We start from the raw sequence: 17,221 nt of genomic DNA on the forward strand, positions 1-17,221 counted from the left end.
GTCGCCCCTTCGCGTTCCGGGGCGCCGCCCCTCTCCGTCCCCGGCCGTCGCCCCTTTTCCGTCCTCCTCGTGCCGCGCCCTGGCGGCGGTTGAAGTGCACCTGTCATAGTGCGGTGCCATGGAGCGACGACGATTCCTCGTGGGGGCCGCGGCCGCCGGTGCCGCCCTGCTCGTCGGGGCGCCGCCCGCCTCGGCCGTGGACGTACGGGCGTGGATGGGCGCGCACGGGGACGGCACCGAGCTGACCCGGCTCACCATCCCCGGCACGCACGACTCCGGCGCCCGGTTCGGCGGGCCCTGGAGCGAGTGCCAGAACACCACGATCGCCCGGCAGCTGGACAGCGGCATCCGCTTCCTGGACGTGCGCTGCCGGGTGACCGGGGGCTCGTTCGCGATCCACCACGGGGCCTCGTACCAGAACATGATGTTCGGCGACGTGCTGATCGCCTGCCGGGACTTCCTCGCCGCCCACCCCTCCGAGACCGTCCTCATGCGGGTCAAGCAGGAGTACTCCGAGGAGTCCGACGCCACCTTCCGGGCCGTCTTCGACGACTACCTCGACGGGCGCGGCTGGCGCCCCCTCTTCCGGATCGGCGACCGGCTGCCGCTCCTCGGCGAGGCCCGCGGGAAGGTTGTCCTCATCGCCGACAACGGCGGGCTGCCCGGCCTGAAGTGGTGGGACGGGTCGCAGATCGCCCTCCAGGACGACTGGAACGCGCTGCCCGACGCCAAGTACCCCAAGGTCCAGGCGCATTTCCGGGCCGCCGTCGCCCAGCCCGGACGGCTCTACGTCAACTTCGTCAGCACCTCCGCGTACCTCCCGCCCCGCTGGAACTCCGACCGGCTCAACCCCCGTGTCCACGGCTTCCTCGACAGCGCCGAGCTGGCCGGCCGGACCGGGCTCGGGATCGTCCCCCTGGACTTCCCGAACACCCGGTCAGGGCTGGTCGAGGCCCTGCTCCGGCACAACTGAGGCCCCGCCCGGCGGCGGTGTCGGCGCCCCCGGCAGCCGGACCGTCGCCACCGTCCCGCCGCCCTCCGCCGGGGCCAGCGCGACCGTGCCGCCCGCCTGCCGGACCGTGCGCGCCACGATCGACAGGCCCAGGCCCGAGCCCGGCAGGCTGCGGGCCGACGGCGAGCGCCAGAAGCGGTCGAAGACGTGCGGCAGCTCGTCCGCCGGGATGCCCGGACCGTGGTCCCGGACCGTCAGCTCGCCCCGCATCAGGGTCACCTCGACCGCGCCCCGGGGCGGCGAGAACTTCACCGCGTTGTCCAGGACGTTCACCAGGGCCCGTTCGAGCGCCGCCGGCTCCGCCCGTACGTACCAGGGCGCCAGGTCCGTCACGAAGGCCAGCTCCGGGCCGCGCAGCCGCGCCCGGTCCAGGGCCGCCCGCAGCACCGTGTGCAGCGGCACCACCTCCAGGGGGCCCGACCGCCCCGCGTCCGGCCTGGCCAGCTCCTGGAGGTCCCCGATCAGCGACGCCAGCTCCGTCATCTGCGCCTTCACCGAGGCCATCAGGGCCCGCCGGTCCTCCGGCGGGATCGCCCGGCCCGTCTCCTCGCTCCGCGCGAGGAGTTCGACGTTGGTGCGCAGCGAGGTCAGCGGCGTCCGCAGCTCGTGCCCCGCGTCCGCGATCAGCCGCGCCTGGAGGTCCCGGGAGGTCGCGAGCGCCGCCGTCATCGCGTTGAACGAGCGCGACAGACGGGCGATCTCGTCCTCGCCCTCCACCGGGATGCGGACCGTCAGGTCCTCGGTCGCCGCCACGTGCTCGACGGCCCCGGTCAGCCGGTTCACCGGCTCCAGACCGGTCCGCGCCACCCACAGCCCCGCCGCGCCCGCGCCGACGACCCCGATCCCGGAGACCAGGAGCAGCACCCAGCGCAGCGTGGACATCGAGTTGTCGATCTCGGCGAGCGGCCGGGCGAGGGAGACCGCGAGGCCGGGCTGTTCCCCCTGCGGATAGGTGTGGACGCGCATCTCGCGCCCGGCGTCGTCCTTCACCGTGTGCAGCGCGTTCTCCAGCCGGCCCCGCGCCACCGCGAGGTCGTCGCGTCCGACGGGGATGGCGGCCTCCCCCGAGGTGCACACGCTCCCGTCGGCGAAGATCACCTGCACCGTGTACGAGCCCACCACCGGCAGCGGCGGAATGCCCTGGCGGCAGGACGACAGGATGTTCTGCACCCCGCCCGGCTCCACCCGGGTGGAGCTCAGCGAGGAGTCCAGCTCGGCCTCCAGCTGCTCCCGCGTCACGAACCAGCACGCCAGCGACACCGCCGCCACCGCGAGCGCCACCGCGACGGCGGTCAGCAGGGCGAGCCGGGAGCGCAGCGGCCGGGAGCGGAACCAGGCCAGCGGGCGGAAACGGGGCCCGGGCGGGGCGGCGGGCGCGTGCGGAGGGGGCGCCGTCACTCCCCGCCCCCTCCGCGCAGCGCGTACCCCACGCCCCGCACCGTGTGGACCAGGCGCGGCTCGCCGCCCGCCTCCGTCTTGCGCCGCAGGTACATCACGTACACGTCGAGCGAGTTCGAGCTCGGCTCGAAGTCGAAGCCCCACACGGCCTTGAGGATCTGCTCGCGGGTCAGCACCTGGCGCGGGTGCGCCAGGAACATCTCCAGGAGCGTGAACTCGGTCCGCGTCAGCTCCACGGGCCGGCCGCCCCGGGTCACCTCGCGGGTGGCCGGATTCATCCGCAGGTCCTCGAAGGAGAGGACGTCGTCCTCCGGTGCGGCGGACGCCGCCGTCGCGTACGAGCTGCGGCGCAGCAGGGCCCGGATGCGGGCGAACAGCTCGTCCAGCTCGAAGGGCTTCACCAGGTAGTCGTCCGCGCCCGCGTCGAGCCCGGTGACCCGGTCGCCGACGGTGTCGCGGGCGGTGAGCATCAGGATCGGCACGGTCGAGCCGGACGCCCGGATCCGGCGGGCCGCCGTCAGGCCGTCCATGCGGGGCATCTGCACGTCGAGGACGACGAGGTCGGGGGCGTACGACTCCACGGCGGCGAGCGCGTCGAGCCCGTCGACGGCGTCCCGCGTCGCGTACCCCTCGAAGGCGAGGCTGCGGCGCAGGGCCTCCCGTACGGCGGGCTCGTCGTCGACGATGAGGATCCGCTCGGCTTCGTTCTGCTGTCCCGTCATGGGGGCAGCGTCCCACGTGTTCAGTTGTCGCCGCCCGAGCGGAGTCCGTCCAGGTCGGCCTTCACGGTGTCGATCGGGATCGCGAATCCGAGGCCGACGCTCCCGGCCGTGGAGCCGTTCGAAGAACTGGGCGCATACATGGCCGAATTGATTCCGATGATCTCGCCGTTCATATTGATCAGCGCGCCGCCGGAATTCCCCGGATTGAGCGAGGCGTCGGTCTGGAGCGCCTTGTACGTGGTCTTCGACGAGCCCGTGTCGCCGTTGAACCGCTGTCCGCCGAACTCGAACGGCCACCCCTGCCGGGGGTCGTACTGCTGCCGGTCCTGCCCCTGCCCCTGGTCCTCGTCCTTGGCGACGGTCACGTCCCGGTCGAGGGCGGAGACGATGCCGCTGGTGACGGTCCCGGTCAGCCCCTCGGGGGAGCCGATGGCCACGACCTCGTCGCCGACCTTCACGTCCTTCGAGTCCCCGAGCGAGGCGGCCTTGAGGCCGGAGGCGCCCTTCAGCTTGATGAGCGCCAGGTCCTTGTCAGGGTCCGTGCCGACGACCTCGGCCGGGTAGGTGCTGCCGTCGTCCAGCCGCACGGTGATCTCGGAGGCGCCGGAGATCACGTGGTTGTTGGTGACGATCTCGCCGTCGGAGGTGACGATCACGCCCGAGCCGGTGGACTTGCCGGAGTTCGAGGCGGCGGAGATCTCCACGATGGAGGGGGAGACGGCCTCGGCGACCCCGGCGACCGTGCCGGTGCCGCGCGCCGCCACGTTCGTGCCGGCCACGGGGGCGGAGGCGGAGGTCGTCGCCGGGTCGGCGGCGAGCCGCTGCACCAGCGTCGCCGTGCCGCCGCCGACCGCGGCGGCCGCGATGGCCACGGCCGCCATGAGCCCGACCCCGCGCCTGGCGCGGCGGCGGGGACCCGGGACGGGGGCGGCGGTGGCGGTGGGCGCCGGGTCCGCCGGCGGCGGGACGTGGCCGCCGTGGGCGCCGGAGGGCCAGATCGTGGTGCCGTGCTCGGTGGTGAACGGCTCGTACGGGGCCCGGCCCGGCTCGTACGGCGGCCTCGGCGGGTAGTAAGGCTGCTGCGGCTGCTCCTGGTGATCCGTCATGGGAAGACTCTCGGAGCCGTACATGAGAGGCGTCTGAGGAGCGGCTGAGAAGCCCGACAGAACCCTGTATGCCCGATATAAAGGCCTCCGTGCGAGGCCCTGTGCGGGCCGGGGCTCAGCGCGGGGCCGAGAGCCGCGCCAGGTCCGGTCCGCCGCCGTCGCAGCCGCAGGAGCGGCGCACGATCAGGGCCGACGGGAAGAGCTTCACCCGCTCGCGGCGCGAGCCCGCGACCCGCAGCGAGTCGTCGAGGACCAGGTCGACGGCGGCCCGGGCCATCGCCGGGCGGTCGGAGTAGACGGTCGTCAGCGGCGGGTCGGTGAGCGCCGCCTCCTTCACGTCGTCGAAGCCCGCGACCGCCAGCTCGGTCGGCACCTCGATCCGCAGCTCGCGCGCCGCCCGCAGCACGCCGAAGGCCTGGTCGTCGGTGGAGCAGAAGATGGCCGGCGGCCTGTCCGGGCCGGCGAGCAGCTTCAGGGCCACCTGATAGGCGTCGTAGCGGTTGTACGGCGCCTCGAAGAGCCGGCCCTCGGTGGAGCGGCCCGCCTCGACCATGGCCCGCCGCCAGCCCTCGACGTGGTCGGCGACCGGGTCGCCCACGGCCGGGGTGTTCGGGACGCCGCCGAGGCACGCCACGTACGGGTGGCCGTGCTCCAGGAGGTGGCGGGTGACGAGCTGGGCGCCGCCGATGTCGTCGGTGACGACGGCCACGTCGTCGATCGCCTCGGGCCGCTCGTGCAGCAGCACCACGCGCGCGTCCCAGGCCTCGATCTCGCTCGCGGCCTGCTCACTCATGCCCTGGCTGACCAGGATCAGACCGGAGACCCGCATCCCGAGGAAGGCGCGCAGATAGTGGATCTCGCGCTCGGTCCGGTAGTCGGAGTTGCCGACGAGGACCATCTTGCCGCGCTCGGCGGCGGCCTGCTCGACCGCGTGCGCCATCTCCGCGAAGAAGGGCTGGCGCGCGTCCGGGACGATCATGCCTATGAGGTCGGTGCGCCGGGACGCCATCGCCTGGGCCACCCGGTCGGGGCGGTAGCCCAGCTCCTTGATGGCGGCGAGGACACGCTCGCGCGTGGCCGGGGCGACCGGCCTGGGTCCGTTGTTGATGACGTAGCTCACGACCGCGGTCGAAGTACCCGCCAGTCGAGCTACGTCATCCCGCGTCACCTTGGCCACGCGCGGCAGTCTACGCGGGGGGACCTACCTACCGGCAGGTCGCGCTGTGGCATCCGCCACGTTCCTGTCCCCCGAGGGGGTGGCGCCCTCCGCGCCGCCCTTGACGCGCGCGCCCTCCTTGGCGCGCGCCTCCTCCTTGGCACGGGCCTCCTCGGCCGCCCGCTCCACCTTCTCGGGGGTGACGAACCGGTAGCCGACGTTGCGGACGGTGCCGATGAGGGACTCGTGCTCGGGGCCGAGCTTCGCCCGCAGCCGCCGTACGTGGACGTCGACCGTACGGGTGCCGCCGAAGTAGTCGTATCCCCACACCTCCTGGAGGAGCTGCGCGCGCGTGAAGACCCGGCCCGGGTGCTGGGCGAGGTACTTGAGCAGCTCGAACTCCTTGAAGGTCAGGTCCAGGACCCGGCCCTTGAGCTTCGCGCTGTACGTCGCCTCGTCGACCGACAGGTCGCCGTTGCGGATCTCCATCGGGGAGTCGTCGGAGACGATCTGCTGGCGGCCCATGGCGAGCCGCAGCCGGGCCTCGACCTCGGCCGGGCCCGCCGTGTCCAGGAGGACGTCGTCGATGCCCCAGTCGGCGGTGACGGCCGCGAGGCCGCCCTCGGTGACGACGAGGATCAGCGGACAGCCGGGTCCGGTGGACCGCAGCAGCTGGCAGAGCGAGCGCACCTGCGGGAGGTCGCGCCGGCCGTCGACGAGGATCACGTCCGCGCCGGGGGTGTCCACGAGGGCCGGGCCCTCGGCCGGAGCCACCCGGACGTTGTGCAGCAGCAGACCGAGTGCGGGCAGCACCTCGGTCGACGGCTGGAGGGCGTTGGTCAGGAGGAGAAGTGAACTCATCGCCCACCACCCGCCCCGGTCGTGGTCATGCGATCGTGCTCGGTTCGCTCGCCCATAAGGTCGGTTCCTTCCTCGGTCCCTGCGAGGACGTGCACTGCTTCGTACGGCTCTGCCGGCTCTCGCGCCCTGAGAGCTTTTGTTCATCCGTCCGTAACAACGGTCGGAAAACGCAAAAGGACCCGGTGGCTGCGTCGCCCGGATCCTCTGCCCAGCAGAATAACCCAGATGCCTTCCGGTGGAGAGGGCGGATTTCACATCGTGGATGTCTCTTCGCTCACTTCCCGCACCCCGGCCGCCATGTTGCGCGGGGGTGAGGCGCCCGTGTCGGGGCGGTTCGGGAGCCCTCTCCCGCGCGGTTCACCGGGACGGCGGTCACCGGTCCGGCCCACGCGCGCATGGCCCATCATGGGAGCGGCGCGCAGACGAACGAAGGGAGCGCCGCTATGGCAGCGGGAACCATCCGCTACTGGGCCGCGGCCAAGGCGGCCGCCGGTGTCGCCGAGGAGCCGTACGCCGCCGAGCACCTGGCCGAGGCCCTGGACGCGGTCCGGGCGAAGCACCCGGGAGAGCTCGTCCGGGTCCTCCAGCGGTGCTCGTTCCTGGTCGACGGCGATCCCGTCGGCACCCGGAGCCATGAGACCGTACGGCTTGCCGAGGGCGGCACGGTCGAGGTGCTCCCCCCGTTCGCAGGAGGGTGAACCCCAGAGCAATGAGCAACGACCAGCACCACGGCGGACAGCAGCCGGACCCGTACGCGGACGGGCGGCAGCCGTACGACCCGTACGCGGACGGGCAGCAGGGCCCCGACGTCACGCAGACGTGGGAGGGCCAGACCTGGGACACCCAGTACCAGCCGGCCGTGCGGCCCCGGCCGCAGGCCCCCGACCCGTACGGGCAGCAGCAGCCGCAGGCGTACGAGCCCCAGCAGTACGGGCAGCCGCAGGGGTACGGCCAGGAGCAGGCGTACGGCCAGGAGCAGGCGTACGGACAGCAGCCGCCGGCGTACGAGCCGCAGCCGCAGCCGTACCCGCAGCCGTACGAGCCCCAGCCCCAGCCGCAGGCGTACGGGCAGCAGTCGCCGGAGTCGTACGCGGGCGCGTACCGGCAGCCGCAGTTCCAGGCCCAGCCCCAGCCCCAGGTCCAGCAGGCGGGGGCTCCGATGCCCGCCCCCGCCCCGGTCCACGCTCCGGCGCCGGCCGCCGACCGGGCACAGGCGCAGGTCCAGGCCCCCGCGGCCGACGGCGGGCCCGCCTACTCCTCGCCCACCACCTCGGGGAACACCCGGATCACCGACGCCCAGCGCGCCCGCGCCGAGGGCCGCTCGCCGATCATCGAGCCCGGCATGCAGCCCGCCGCCCTGACGGCGGTCCTCGGCCTGCTGATCGCCGGCGGCGCCGCCCTCGGCCCCTACGGGCTGCTCCTCCCGCTCGTCCTGCTCCAGGGCCTCACCGCGGCCGGCTGGTTCCGGCTCAACGGCATGTGGCCGGCCCGGCAGGGCATCGCCCTCGCCTTCGCCGGCGGTCTGGCCGCCGACGGCGCCCTGCTCGTCGTCGGCCGGGAGAACGCGGCCCCCGCGATCCTGGGCACGCTCGGCGCCTGGGTGCTGCTCTGCCTCGTCCTCCAGCTCCGCAGCCACGCGGACCCGGACGAGCGGATGTACGGACTGATGGCCACCGTCGCCTCGGCGGCGCTGACCGTGATCGCCACCGGGCACCTCGGCGCGGGCCCCGACGCGGTGGTCGTCGGCGGGGTCGCGGTCGCCGCCGCCGTCCTCGCGAAGGCGCTCCCGCTGCCCGGCCCGGTCTCCGCGGTCGCCGCGCTGCTCGCCTCGGCGGGCGCCGGGATCGCGGCCGGCGGCCTCACGGACCTGGGCGCGTCCGGCGCGCTGCTCGGCCTCGGCGCCGGAGTCTGCGCGCTCGTCGGCCTGCGGGCGGCCAGTTACGACTACCCGTCGCGGTTCGTCCACATGACCGCGGGCGTCGCGCTGCCGCTGACCGCCGCCGCGCCCGCCGTGTACCTGCTCGGCCGCGCGCTGGGCTGACGCGGCACCCCGACGCGCCCCGGAGACCGTCCGGGCGCGGGAACCAACCGGACCCCCGGCACGTCGATCTTCGTGTCGGGGGCCGAACACTTTCACGGGGGGACGCACAGCCCATGCGAGCACTGCGGATTCTGCTCATCCTGGCCGTCGTCCTCGGCGGGATCCTCGTGGGGGTCGACCGCCTCGCCGCGGCGTACACGGAGTCGGAGGCGGCGGACCGGACGAAGCTCTCCGGCGTCCGGAGCGAGTCGATCGAGGTCGACATCAAGGGCTTCCCCTTCCTCACCCAGGTCGCGGCCGACCGGTTCGACCGGGTCGACGTGCGGGCGACCGGCATCCAGGCGCGGGCGGGCGACCGGCAGATCCGGGTCGGCGAGCTGGACATGGTCCTGCGGGACGTGACCGTGACCGGCGGCTGGACGGGCGCGAAGGCGGGCTCCGCGACCGGCACGGCCCTCATCTCCTACGCGGACCTCACCGCCGCCTCCGAGCGCGAGGCCACCGTCGCCTACGGCGGCGAGGGCAAGGTGAAGGTCACCGGCAGCGTCGAGGTCCTGGGCCGCACCCTGACCCGCACGGTCGTCTCGACGGTGTCCGTGGTGAACGGCGACACGATCCGGTTCCGCGCCGACGAGGTGCCCGGCGAGGGCATTCCGGGCGTGGAGGACCTGGTCCGGGCCCGCACCGACTTCGAGCGCCCGCTCCAGGTGCTCGCCGGGATGAGGGTGGAGAAGGTCGAGCCGCGCCCGGAGGGCCTGGCGGTCACGCTCTCGGGCAAGGACATGGCCCTGACGGGCTGAGCCCCGGGGCCGGTCAGGGTCTCACCCCTACCGGCTGGTCACATGCTGAGACGGCGCCGTCCGATCCGCAGAAGGGAAACCGGACACCTCGGTGCGGAGGCGCCCGGAGCCGCCCCGTACCGTGATCGCGTCTCGCATCTCGGACGATCGCGTCTCAAAATACGACACGCCGGTGACACGGCCGCCTGTCCGTCCCTACGATCGTGGCCATGAAGCGACAGGCGGATCTCACGAAGCGGCGGGCAGTGGACCTGTGCCGCGTCGCCGCCATGCTCTGTCGCTCCGTCTGAGCGGGACGTCCGACCCCGCCCTTCCTCACGGCCCGCCGACCGAAGTCGGGGCCACATCCCGCGCAGCCGTACGCCGTCGTGCACACGCTTCCGACGCGTACCCGCACCACCCCGCACCACACCGCCGCACACTGCCCCGGAGGAGAACAGCATGGCTCGCAGCGACGTCCTGGTCGACGCGGACTGGGTCGAGGCCAACCTCGACAACCCGCAGGTCGCCCTCGTCGAGGTCGACGAGGACACCTCGGCCTACGAGAAGAACCACATCCGCAACGCCATCCGCATCGACTGGACCCAGGACCTCCAGGACCCCGTCCGCCGCGACTTCATCGACCAGGAGGGCTTCGAGAAGCTCCTCTCGGCCAAGGGCATCGCGAACGACACCACGGTGGTGCTCTACGGCGGCAACAACAACTGGTTCGCCTCCTACGCCTACTGGTACTTCAAGCTCTACGGCCACCAGGACGTGAAGCTCCTCGACGGCGGCCGCAAGAAGTGGGAGCTCGACTCCCGCGACCTGGTCGACGGCTCCGAGGTCCCCAGCCGCCCGGCCACCGAGTACAAGGCCAAGGCCCAGGACGCCTCGATCCGCGCCTTCCGCGACGACGTCGTGGCCGCGATCGGCGCCCAGAACCTGGTCGACGTGCGCTCGCCCGACGAGTTCTCCGGCAAGCTGCTCGCCCCGGCGCACCTCCCGCAGGAGCAGTCGCAGCGCCCCGGCCACGTGCCGAGCGCCCGCAACATCCCGTGGTCGAAGAACGCCAACGACGACGGCACGTTCAAGTCGGACGACGAGCTCAAGGCCCTCTATGAGGACGAGAAGGTCGACCTGGCGAAGGACACCATCGCCTACTGCCGCATCGGCGAGCGCTCCGCGCTCACGTGGTTCGTCCTGCACGAGCTGCTGAACGTCCCGAACGTCAAGAACTACGACGGCTCGTGGACCGAGTACGGCTCCCTCGTCGGCGTGCCGATCGAGCTCGGCGCGGCCAAGTAACCCCTCCGGACCTCCCCTTCCTCCGGACCCCTCGACCGTAAGGACAGAACAGCATGTGTGGAGCGCAGCCCGGCGGCCCCGACGCCTCGACGATCAAGCCCGGTGAGACCACCATCCAGGGCTTCGTGACCAAGGACGGCGAGCCGGTCACCGGTTACGTCCGCCTCCTGGATTCGACCGGCGAGTTCACGGCCGAGGTTCCGACCTCCGCCACCGGACAGTTCCGCTTCTACGCGGCCGAGGGCACCTGGACCGTCCGCGCCCTGGTGCCGGGCGGCACCGCCGACCGCAAGGTCGTGGCGCAGAAGGGCGGTCTCGCGGAGGTCGCCATCGCGGTCTGACCCGCGACGCCTTACCGGCCGAAGGGCCGTGCCTCCTGGGGGGTTGGACGCCATTCCGGGACTTGGGGCACGGCCCTTCGGTCCGTCCGGACGTAGGCTGAAGGGGTGTACGCACGCCGTCGCCACGTCTACTTCTGGATGATGGGCGCCTGCCTCGTCCTCTTCGTGGGCGCCTGGGCCGTCGTGCGCCTCTTCTCGACGCCGGCCGCCGTCGCCATGTGCGTCGTCGCCATGGTCATCCCCCCGGTCGCCGCGATGATCGCGAACCGCCGGGGCCCGGAGGACCGCTGGTGGGACGATCCGTCGGGCGACCCGAAGTCGGACGAGTGGTGGGACGAGCTGGACGGGAAGAGGCGCGGGGGGCGGTAGAGCCCGTGCGGCGGGTCGGGGCTCGGGGGCGTCGCCCGGGAGTCGTCGGACGGAGTCCGGCGCAGCGGCCCGAAGCCGGGGAGGCCCCTCGGGCCGAGCCGTGCGAGGGGTGCGTCGGGAGTGGGTCCGCTGGTGGGACGACCCCTCGGGCGACCCGAAGTCGGACGAGTGGTGGGACGAGCTGGACGGGAAGAAGCGTGGGGAGCGCTGAGATCCGTCAGTAGACGAGGGCCTGTACGTCGTCCGCCGTCGCCTCCTGGACGAAGACCTGCGCGCCGGCGATGCGGACGCCGTTCAGGACGTCCTTCTCCGTGATCCCGCGGCGGGCCGCGCACTGCGTGCAGAGCGTCACGCGCCCGCCCGCCAGGAGCGAGTCGAGCAGGTCCGGCAGCGGCGCGGCGTGCGGGAGTTCGAACTCGGCCGCCCGGCCCGGGAGGGCGAACCAGGCGGACTCGCCGGTCAGCCAGAGCGACACCTCGACCCCGCTGGCGACGGCCACGGCGGCCACCGTGAAGGCCTGCGAGCAGCGTTCGGGGGAGTCGGCCCCGGCGGTCACCTTGATCACGAGCTTCTTCGCCATACACCGAACTGTAATGCGGACCACCGCAACCCCGTGCACCCCTCACGGGTCAGGTGGGTGCGCGGGTTGTGGAATCCGTGCTTCAGGTCTCGTGGGGGGACTCTTGAACGACGAAGCAACCATCCCTGACCAGGGAACGGCACCACCGCCGGTGAAACCGGACGCGCCGGCCGACACCGCGCCCGCGCCGGAGGCCGCGCCCGAGGACGGGACGAGTGCCGCGCCCGAGACCGAGCCGGACACCGCGCCCGGGGCCGCCGCACGGCCCCGCCGCCGCGTCCTCCGTACCGTCGGGCTGATCGCCGTCGCCGCCGTCATCGGCCTCGTCGGCGGCACCGCCGTCGGCTACGGCGTCCAGGCCCAGCGCGAACCGACCGCCCTTCCGCCGCTGAACCAGCCGGGCCTCGCCCAGCCGAAGCCGCTCCCGAAGGGGCAGAAGGCGAAGCCGCTCCCCGCGTCGGAGGACCTCCGGGCGAAGGCCCGGGGCGACCTGCGGAAGCTGCTGCTGCCGAAGCCCGCCGGCGCGCGGAACGCCGACGCCGCCGACACCGACGGCTGGATGGACGTGTCCGCGTTCACCTCGATGTTCGACAGGCCGAGCGGGGCCCTCGACCACCAGATCGGCCTGGGCCTCCGGCGGGTCGCGGTCGCCTCCTGGGCGACGGGCGAGCACCGGGAGGTCGACGTCCGGCTGATCCAGTACCGCGCGAACGACGTCCTCGGGGCGCAGGAGTACGTCGAGGACCAGCAGGGCTACATGCCCGACGAGGACTTCGCCCGGAACGAGGGCCGGGAGCTCAAGGGCTCGACCAACGGCCGCTACTACGTCTTCCCCGTGAAGCGGAAGGCCGGCTACCTCGACATGTACCGGGCCAGGGCCTACTTCCACCGCGGTGACATCGCGGTGGAGATCTTCATCGTGGACACGAAGAAGATCTCCGAGAACGACATCCGTTCGCTGGCCGAGCGACAGCTGGGGCGCCTGTGAGTGAGGACCGGAACGACGTGACCGAACCCGTGACCGAAGAGGCGGGCGAGCAGCGGGCGGAGACTCCGGGGAAGAGGGGCGCCCGCCGGATCCTCCTCGGCGTCGTCCTGCCCTCCGTGCTCGTCCTCGGCCTGATCGGCGGCGGCGTCACGTACACCGCCCTGACCGTCTCCTCCGCCGACCGCACCGCGCCGACGCAGGTGTGGGGCACGCCGGAGAAGACCGCGCGGGACGAGGACCCGGCCGCCGCCCTGGCGCGCGGCAGGGCCGGAACCCCGCTGAGCAGGCTGCTCCTCCCGCTGCCGGAGGGGTACGAGTTCGGTCCCGACGAGGAGCTGTACGGGAACGACGGCGAACTCGGCGCCGCCGAGGCCACCGCCCTGATGAAGCAGGGGGGCAAGGGGCTCTCCGGGAAGAAGCGCCGGGAGTTCGAGAAGCGGGTCGACAAGCTCGGCATCGGGGGCATCGCGGTCCGCACCTTCGCCGACCCCGGCCGCGACGTCGTCGTCTCCTTCCAGATCGCGCGGATGAAGGACAGGAAGCGGGTCAAGGACAGCTACCGGCTGCGCAAGGAGGTCATGGACTTCCTGGAGTTCCCGAAGGGACCCGAGGTCAAGGACCACCGCGACGCCGTCTGCTACACCGCGCCCGACAACGACGAGCTGAACAAGAAGGAGCAGGCCCTGGCGCTGGAGGAGATGATCTGCCTCGCGTACGACTCCGAGGTCATGGTCACCCTCAAGGCGGTGGGCGCCAAGCCGTTCGACGGGGCGCGCGTGGCGGACCTCCTGAAGCAGCAGCTCGACCACATCGCGTCCCCGGGGGAGTACGTATGACCGAGCAGGCCCTGACACCGGCGCCGCCGGCACCGTCCGTCCCCGCATCCGCGCCGGAGCCCGTCCCCGCGCCCGCGCCGGAGCCCGTACCCGCCCCCGAGGCCGCGTCCGTCTCCGTACCCGCCCCCGCGCCGAAGAGGTCCCGGCGGCCCCTCCTGTGGGGCATCGTCCGCTGGACAGCCGCCGTGCTCGTCTGCGGCGGCGTCGGCGCCGGTACGGCCCTGGGCATCACCGCCCTGGAGCGCACCGACGTGCCCGGCCTCGCGACCGAGTCCGACGGCCGCTGGGACTATCCGGAGCTCGCCCTCCCGGCGCTGCCCGAGGACGCCCCGCGCCCGTGGACCGAGGGCAACGACGGCGAGATCCACCACGCCGACCTGCGCGAGCTCCTGCTGCCCGCCCCGGCGGGCGCCACGGCCGACCCGAAGCTGAACGGCGGCTGGACCGGCCTCGACTCCTACCTCGCGCTCCTTCCCGAGAAGGACCGGGCCGGGGTGCGGGAGTACATGGCGGACTCGGCGCTCCGGCACGTCGCCGCCCGCGGCTGGACCACGCCGGACGGCACGACCACCCGGGTGCACCTGCTGCGGTTCGCGTCGGTGGCGTTCGCGGAGGACTTCAAGGACGAGACCATGGAGGGGGTGTCCAAGACGACCAGGATGCCGCTCGGCGTCGAGGCCGCGGAGATCGACGCGTCCCTCCAGAAGATCGCGGTGCCGTACCTCTCCCTCTACTCCTACGCGGAGACGGAGCCGTACGGCTCCGAGCAGACCCGCTGGGCCTACATCCAGGCCGGGGACACGATCGGGGTGGTCACCCAGACCCGGAAGGGCGGGACCCTCACCGTGCCGTTCCAGCAGACCGTCGCCCTCCAGGCGCAGCTCCTCGGCTGACCGCACCCCGCGCGGAACCCGTGCCGAGACCCACCTCACCGAGTGGGCCGGACCCCAGGCCACTAAGCTGGGATCCGGCCCGTTCCGCCTTCACACCTCAGTCGAGGAGCACCCCGTGATCTTTTTCTTCGAAGCTCTGCTGGTCCTGGTCTGCGTGGGCGTGCTCGCCTTCACGGGCCTGGCAGTGAAGAAGCTGTACCAGGGCCAGCGGTAATCCACCTCTAGAGAACGCCAGAGCTGCTCATGATCGAGATTCCGTCCGACCTCAACCCGGACCTCGTCCCCCTCGCGTTCCTGCTCGGCACGTGGGAGGGCGCGGGCGTCTCCGACTTCCCCGGCGCCGAGAAGTGCAACTTCGGCCAGTCCGTGACCTTCAGCCACGACGGCCGGGACTTCCTGGAGTACCAGTCGCACTCCTGGGTCCTGGACGAAGAGGGCAACAAGGTCCGTCCGCTGGAGAGCGAGAGCGGTTACTGGCGGATCGACAAGGACCGCAAGGTCGAGGTCGTCATGGTCCGTGACCAGGGCATCGTCGAGATCTGGTACGGCGAGCTCGCCGACCAGAAGCCGCAGATCGACCTGGCGACGGACGCCGTCGCCCGTACGGCCGCCTCGGGTCCGTACAGCGGCGGCAAGCGCCTGTACGGCTACGTCAAGAGCGACCTGATGTGGGTGGGCGAGAAGGCGACCCCCGAGGTCCCGCTCCGTCCGTACATGTCGGCGCACCTGAAGAAGGTCGTCACCCCGGAGGAGGTCGCGGAGATGGCCCGCAACCTGCCCGACATGCCGGACGACGGCATCGCCTTCTTCCGCTGAGCGGACCCTTCCGTCCGGCGAAGGCCTGGGGTCGCGCGCCGCGCCCTCCTACACTGGGGGGCGTGGTGAGCACCGACTGGAAGAGCGACCTGCGGCAGCGCGGCTACCGGCTGACGCCGCAGCGCCAGCTTGTCCTGGAGGCCGTCGACGCGCTGGAGCACGCGACGCCCGACGACATCCTCTGCGAGGTCCGCAGGACGGCCTCCGGGGTGAACATCTCCACCGTGTACCGGACCCTGGAGCTCCTGGAGGAGCTCGGGCTGGTCAGCCACGCGCACCTGGGGCACGGGGCCCCGACGTACCACCTCGCCGACCGGCACCACCACCTCCACCTGGTCTGCCGGGACTGCTCCGGGGTGATCGAGGCGGACGTCGAGGTGGCAGCCGAGTTCACCGGGAAGCTCCGCGAGACCTTCGGCTTCGAGACGGACATGAAGCACTTCGCGATCTTCGGGCGGTGCGGGGACTGCGCCGCGAAGAAGCGCGAGGAGATCCCGGCGGGGGAGTAGGCCCGGGGCCGGGCAGGCGCCGGACGCCCGCCGAGGCCCGGACGCCCGGCACCCCCTGGACACGGAGTCGTAGGCTTTCCCCATGCAGCGACATTCCACGACCAGCCCCCTGCTGTCCCTGCCCGGCGCCGTCGCCGCGGAAGGGCGCGACGAGGGCGTCGCCGCGCACTACGGCGACCTGTTCCGCGAGCAGCGCGCCCTCTCGGAGGGCGAGGGCTTCGTCGACCTCTCGCACCGCGGCGTCGTCGCCGTCTCCGGCGACGACCGGCTGAGCTGGCTGCACCTGCTGCTCACCCAGCACATGACCGACCTGCCGGCCGGGCGGGCCACCGAGGCGCTGGTCCTCTCCGCCAACGGGCACATCGAGCACGCCCTCTACCTCGTCGACGACGGCGAGACGGTGTGGGCGCACGTCGAGCCGGGCACCCAGGGCGAGCTGATCGCCTACCTGGAGTCGATGAAGTTCTTCTACCGGGTGGAGGTCGCCGACCGCACCGAGGACACCGCGGTCGTCCACCTCCCGGCCGGCTCCATCGCCGAGGCCCCCGAGGGGGCCGTCGTACGGGAGACCCCGCACGGCCGCGACCTGTTCCTGCCCCGTACGGGCCTGGAGTCCTTCGCCGCCTCGCACGGCCCGGCGGCCGGGATCCTCGCGTACGAGGCGCTGCGGGTCGAGGCGTACCGGCCGCGGCTCGGCTTCGAGACCGACCACCGGACCATCCCGCACGAGATCGGCCTCATCGGCAGCGCCGTCCACCTCCAGAAGGGCTGTTACCGGGGGCAGGAGACCGTCGCCCGGGTGCAGAACCTGGGGAAGCCGCCGCGCCGCCTGGTCTTCCTGCACCTGGACGGCAGCGAGGTGCTCCTGCCGGGCCACGGCACCCCCGTCCGGCTCGCCTCCGACGGCGAGGACGGGCGCCAGCTCGGCTTCGTGACCACCGCCGTCCGCCACCACGAGCTGGGCCCGATCGCCCTGGCCCTGGTGAAGCGGAACGTTCCCGTGGACGCGCCCCTGGTCGTCGGGACGACGGCGGCGGCGCAGGAGACCGTCGTGGAGCCGTAGGCCGTCAGACCTCGACGATCACCGTGAACGGGCCGTGGTTCGTGAGCGAGACGCGCATGTCCGCTCCGAAGCGGCCCGTCTCCACGTGCGCGCCCAGCTCGCGCAGCCGGTGCACGACCTCGTCCACGAGGGGCTCGGCGACCGGGCCGGGCGCGGCCGCGTTCCAGGTGGGGCGGCGGCCCTTGCGGGCGTCTCCGTAGAGGGTGAACTGGGAGATCACGAGCAGCGGCGCGTTCACGTCGGAGCACGACTTCTCGTCGTCCAGCACCCGGACGGACCAGAGCTTTCCGGCCAATCGGGCGGCCTTCTCCGGGGTGTCGTCATGGGTCACCCCGACCAGGACGCACAGCCCCTCGCCCTCGATCTCACCGACGGTCTCCCCTGCGACGACGACGCGCGCGCCGTCCACCCTCTGCACCACTGCTCGCATGCGCCCCAACCTA

Annotated in this window: 21 protein-coding genes; 14 read left to right on the plus strand and 7 right to left on the minus strand. The window is 72.7% G+C overall.

Features of this window, described 5'->3' with window-relative positions:
* Positions 1–118: 118 nt before the first annotated feature.
* Positions 119–973: a phosphatidylinositol-specific phospholipase C gene (locus AB0398_RS17350; RefSeq protein WP_366375945.1), complete on the plus strand. Its 855-nt coding sequence runs from the start codon at positions 119–121 to the stop codon at positions 971–973.
* Here AB0398_RS17350 and AB0398_RS17355 read toward each other — a convergent pair.
* From AB0398_RS17355 to AB0398_RS17375, 5 genes are all read right to left on the minus strand, one after another.
* Complete coding sequence (locus tag AB0398_RS17355) at positions 938–2,353, minus strand: HAMP domain-containing sensor histidine kinase (protein ID WP_366376413.1); 1,416 nt, start codon at positions 2,351–2,353, stop codon at positions 938–940. The two genes, AB0398_RS17350 and AB0398_RS17355, sit on opposite strands and share 36 nt — an antisense overlap.
* 53 nt (positions 2,354–2,406) lie before the next feature.
* Complete coding sequence (locus AB0398_RS17360) at positions 2,407–3,132, minus strand: response regulator transcription factor (RefSeq protein ID WP_366375947.1); 726 nt, start codon at positions 3,130–3,132, stop codon at positions 2,407–2,409.
* Between the two features lie 20 nt (positions 3,133–3,152).
* Positions 3,153–4,238, minus strand: coding sequence for a trypsin-like peptidase domain-containing protein (locus tag AB0398_RS17365; protein ID WP_366375949.1), 1,086 nt, complete (start codon positions 4,236–4,238; stop codon positions 3,153–3,155).
* 115 nt (positions 4,239–4,353) lie between these two features.
* Positions 4,354–5,415, minus strand: a complete 1,062-nt coding sequence (locus tag AB0398_RS17370; RefSeq protein ID WP_366375950.1) for a LacI family DNA-binding transcriptional regulator — start codon at positions 5,413–5,415, stop codon at positions 4,354–4,356.
* Positions 5,416–5,439: 24 nt separating this feature from the next.
* On the minus strand, positions 5,440–6,255 hold the full coding sequence (locus tag AB0398_RS17375) for a response regulator transcription factor (protein WP_366375952.1): 816 nt from the start codon (positions 6,253–6,255) through the stop codon (positions 5,440–5,442).
* Positions 6,256–6,698: 443 nt separating this feature from the next.
* Here AB0398_RS17375 and AB0398_RS17380 point away from each other — a divergent pair, with 443 nt between their 5' ends.
* The 7 genes from AB0398_RS17380 to AB0398_RS17410 all read left to right on the plus strand — a co-directional run bounded on the left by AB0398_RS17380 (position 6,699) and on the right by AB0398_RS17410 (position 11,093).
* On the plus strand, positions 6,699–6,953 hold the full coding sequence (locus AB0398_RS17380) for a MoaD/ThiS family protein (RefSeq protein WP_366375953.1): 255 nt from the start codon (positions 6,699–6,701) through the stop codon (positions 6,951–6,953).
* A gap of 11 nt (positions 6,954–6,964) precedes the next feature.
* Complete coding sequence (locus AB0398_RS17385; RefSeq protein WP_366375955.1) at positions 6,965–8,296, plus strand: hypothetical protein; 1,332 nt, start codon at positions 6,965–6,967, stop codon at positions 8,294–8,296.
* A 113-nt stretch (positions 8,297–8,409) separates the two neighbouring features.
* The gene (locus AB0398_RS17390; protein WP_366375959.1) at positions 8,410–9,096 is read left to right on the plus strand and encodes a DUF2993 domain-containing protein; all 687 of its coding nucleotides are present in this window, start codon (positions 8,410–8,412) and stop codon (positions 9,094–9,096) included.
* Positions 9,097–9,305: 209 nt separating this feature from the next.
* Complete coding sequence (locus AB0398_RS17395) at positions 9,306–9,386, plus strand: putative leader peptide (protein WP_350497993.1); 81 nt, start codon at positions 9,306–9,308, stop codon at positions 9,384–9,386.
* 151 nt (positions 9,387–9,537) lie between these two features.
* The gene (locus tag AB0398_RS17400) at positions 9,538–10,383 is read left to right on the plus strand and encodes a sulfurtransferase (protein ID WP_366375961.1); all 846 of its coding nucleotides are present in this window, start codon (positions 9,538–9,540) and stop codon (positions 10,381–10,383) included.
* A 53-nt stretch (positions 10,384–10,436) separates the two neighbouring features.
* On the plus strand, positions 10,437–10,724 hold the full coding sequence (locus AB0398_RS17405) for a DUF1416 domain-containing protein (protein ID WP_030220952.1): 288 nt from the start codon (positions 10,437–10,439) through the stop codon (positions 10,722–10,724).
* Positions 10,725–10,829: 105 nt separating this feature from the next.
* Positions 10,830–11,093 carry a DUF3099 domain-containing protein gene (locus tag AB0398_RS17410; RefSeq protein WP_366375963.1) on the plus strand — a complete coding sequence of 88 codons (264 nt, stop codon included), beginning with the start codon at positions 10,830–10,832 and terminating at the stop codon, positions 11,091–11,093.
* A gap of 217 nt (positions 11,094–11,310) precedes the next feature.
* Here AB0398_RS17410 and AB0398_RS17415 read toward each other — a convergent pair whose 3' ends face one another.
* Entirely contained in the window at positions 11,311–11,673 is a 363-nt protein-coding gene (locus AB0398_RS17415; RefSeq protein ID WP_366375965.1) for a DsrE family protein, read from the minus strand.
* Positions 11,674–11,824: 151 nt separating this feature from the next.
* Between AB0398_RS17415 and AB0398_RS17420 the strand changes: the two genes are divergently transcribed.
* The 6 genes from AB0398_RS17420 to AB0398_RS17445 all read left to right on the plus strand — a co-directional run bounded on the left by AB0398_RS17420 (position 11,825) and on the right by AB0398_RS17445 (position 16,778).
* Positions 11,825–12,661 (plus strand): hypothetical protein, encoded by an 837-nt coding sequence (locus tag AB0398_RS17420; protein ID WP_366375967.1) that lies wholly within the window; start codon positions 11,825–11,827, stop codon positions 12,659–12,661.
* Positions 12,662–12,678: 17 nt separating this feature from the next.
* Complete coding sequence (locus AB0398_RS17425; protein WP_366375969.1) at positions 12,679–13,497, plus strand: hypothetical protein; 819 nt, start codon at positions 12,679–12,681, stop codon at positions 13,495–13,497.
* A complete protein-coding gene (locus AB0398_RS17430; RefSeq protein ID WP_366375970.1) occupies positions 13,494–14,390 on the plus strand; it encodes a hypothetical protein in 897 nt (298 codons plus the stop codon). The genes AB0398_RS17425 and AB0398_RS17430 overlap by 4 nt, the downstream gene beginning before the upstream one ends.
* Before the next feature lie 243 nt (positions 14,391–14,633).
* Positions 14,634–15,206: an FABP family protein gene (locus AB0398_RS17435; RefSeq protein WP_366375971.1), complete on the plus strand. Its 573-nt coding sequence runs from the start codon at positions 14,634–14,636 to the stop codon at positions 15,204–15,206.
* A gap of 62 nt (positions 15,207–15,268) precedes the next feature.
* Positions 15,269–15,715 (plus strand): transcriptional repressor, encoded by a 447-nt coding sequence (locus tag AB0398_RS17440; protein ID WP_366375973.1) that lies wholly within the window; start codon positions 15,269–15,271, stop codon positions 15,713–15,715.
* A gap of 82 nt (positions 15,716–15,797) precedes the next feature.
* Entirely contained in the window at positions 15,798–16,778 is a 981-nt protein-coding gene (locus AB0398_RS17445; RefSeq protein ID WP_366375975.1) for a folate-binding protein, read from the plus strand.
* Between the two features lie 4 nt (positions 16,779–16,782).
* On the opposite strand, the gene dtd is transcribed toward AB0398_RS17445, so the two are convergent.
* On the minus strand, positions 16,783–17,208 hold the full coding sequence (gene dtd / locus AB0398_RS17450; protein ID WP_366375977.1) for a D-aminoacyl-tRNA deacylase: 426 nt from the start codon (positions 17,206–17,208) through the stop codon (positions 16,783–16,785).
* Between the last annotated feature and the right edge of the window lie 13 nt (positions 17,209–17,221).

It is taken from the genome of Streptomyces sp. NPDC086147, assembly GCF_040702165.1.
Taxonomy (GTDB): Bacteria; Actinomycetota; Actinomycetes; order Streptomycetales; family Streptomycetaceae; genus Streptomyces.

Coding starts and splice junctions, on each gene's coding strand:
- AB0398_RS17385 (WP_366375955.1), top strand. CDS start 6,965: ATGAGCAACGACCAGCACCACGGCGGACAGCAGCCGGACCCGTACGCG.
- AB0398_RS17375 (WP_366375952.1), bottom strand. CDS start 6,255: ATGAGTTCACTTCTCCTCCTGACCAACGCCCTCCAGCCGTCGACCGAG.
- AB0398_RS17390 (WP_366375959.1), top strand. CDS start 8,410: ATGCGAGCACTGCGGATTCTGCTCATCCTGGCCGTCGTCCTCGGCGGG.
- AB0398_RS17405 (WP_030220952.1), top strand. CDS start 10,437: ATGTGTGGAGCGCAGCCCGGCGGCCCCGACGCCTCGACGATCAAGCCC.
- AB0398_RS17380 (WP_366375953.1), top strand. CDS start 6,699: ATGGCAGCGGGAACCATCCGCTACTGGGCCGCGGCCAAGGCGGCCGCC.
- AB0398_RS17445 (WP_366375975.1), top strand. CDS start 15,798: ATGCAGCGACATTCCACGACCAGCCCCCTGCTGTCCCTGCCCGGCGCC.
- AB0398_RS17435 (WP_366375971.1), top strand. CDS start 14,634: ATGATCGAGATTCCGTCCGACCTCAACCCGGACCTCGTCCCCCTCGCG.
- AB0398_RS17400 (WP_366375961.1), top strand. CDS start 9,538: ATGGCTCGCAGCGACGTCCTGGTCGACGCGGACTGGGTCGAGGCCAAC.
- dtd (WP_366375977.1), bottom strand. CDS start 17,208: ATGCGAGCAGTGGTGCAGAGGGTGGACGGCGCGCGCGTCGTCGTCGCA.
- AB0398_RS17350 (WP_366375945.1), top strand. CDS start 119: ATGGAGCGACGACGATTCCTCGTGGGGGCCGCGGCCGCCGGTGCCGCC.
- AB0398_RS17395 (WP_350497993.1), top strand. CDS start 9,306: ATGAAGCGACAGGCGGATCTCACGAAGCGGCGGGCAGTGGACCTGTGC.
- AB0398_RS17365 (WP_366375949.1), bottom strand. CDS start 4,238: ATGACGGATCACCAGGAGCAGCCGCAGCAGCCTTACTACCCGCCGAGG.
- AB0398_RS17360 (WP_366375947.1), bottom strand. CDS start 3,132: ATGACGGGACAGCAGAACGAAGCCGAGCGGATCCTCATCGTCGACGAC.
- AB0398_RS17430 (WP_366375970.1), top strand. CDS start 13,494: ATGACCGAGCAGGCCCTGACACCGGCGCCGCCGGCACCGTCCGTCCCC.
- AB0398_RS17415 (WP_366375965.1), bottom strand. CDS start 11,673: ATGGCGAAGAAGCTCGTGATCAAGGTGACCGCCGGGGCCGACTCCCCC.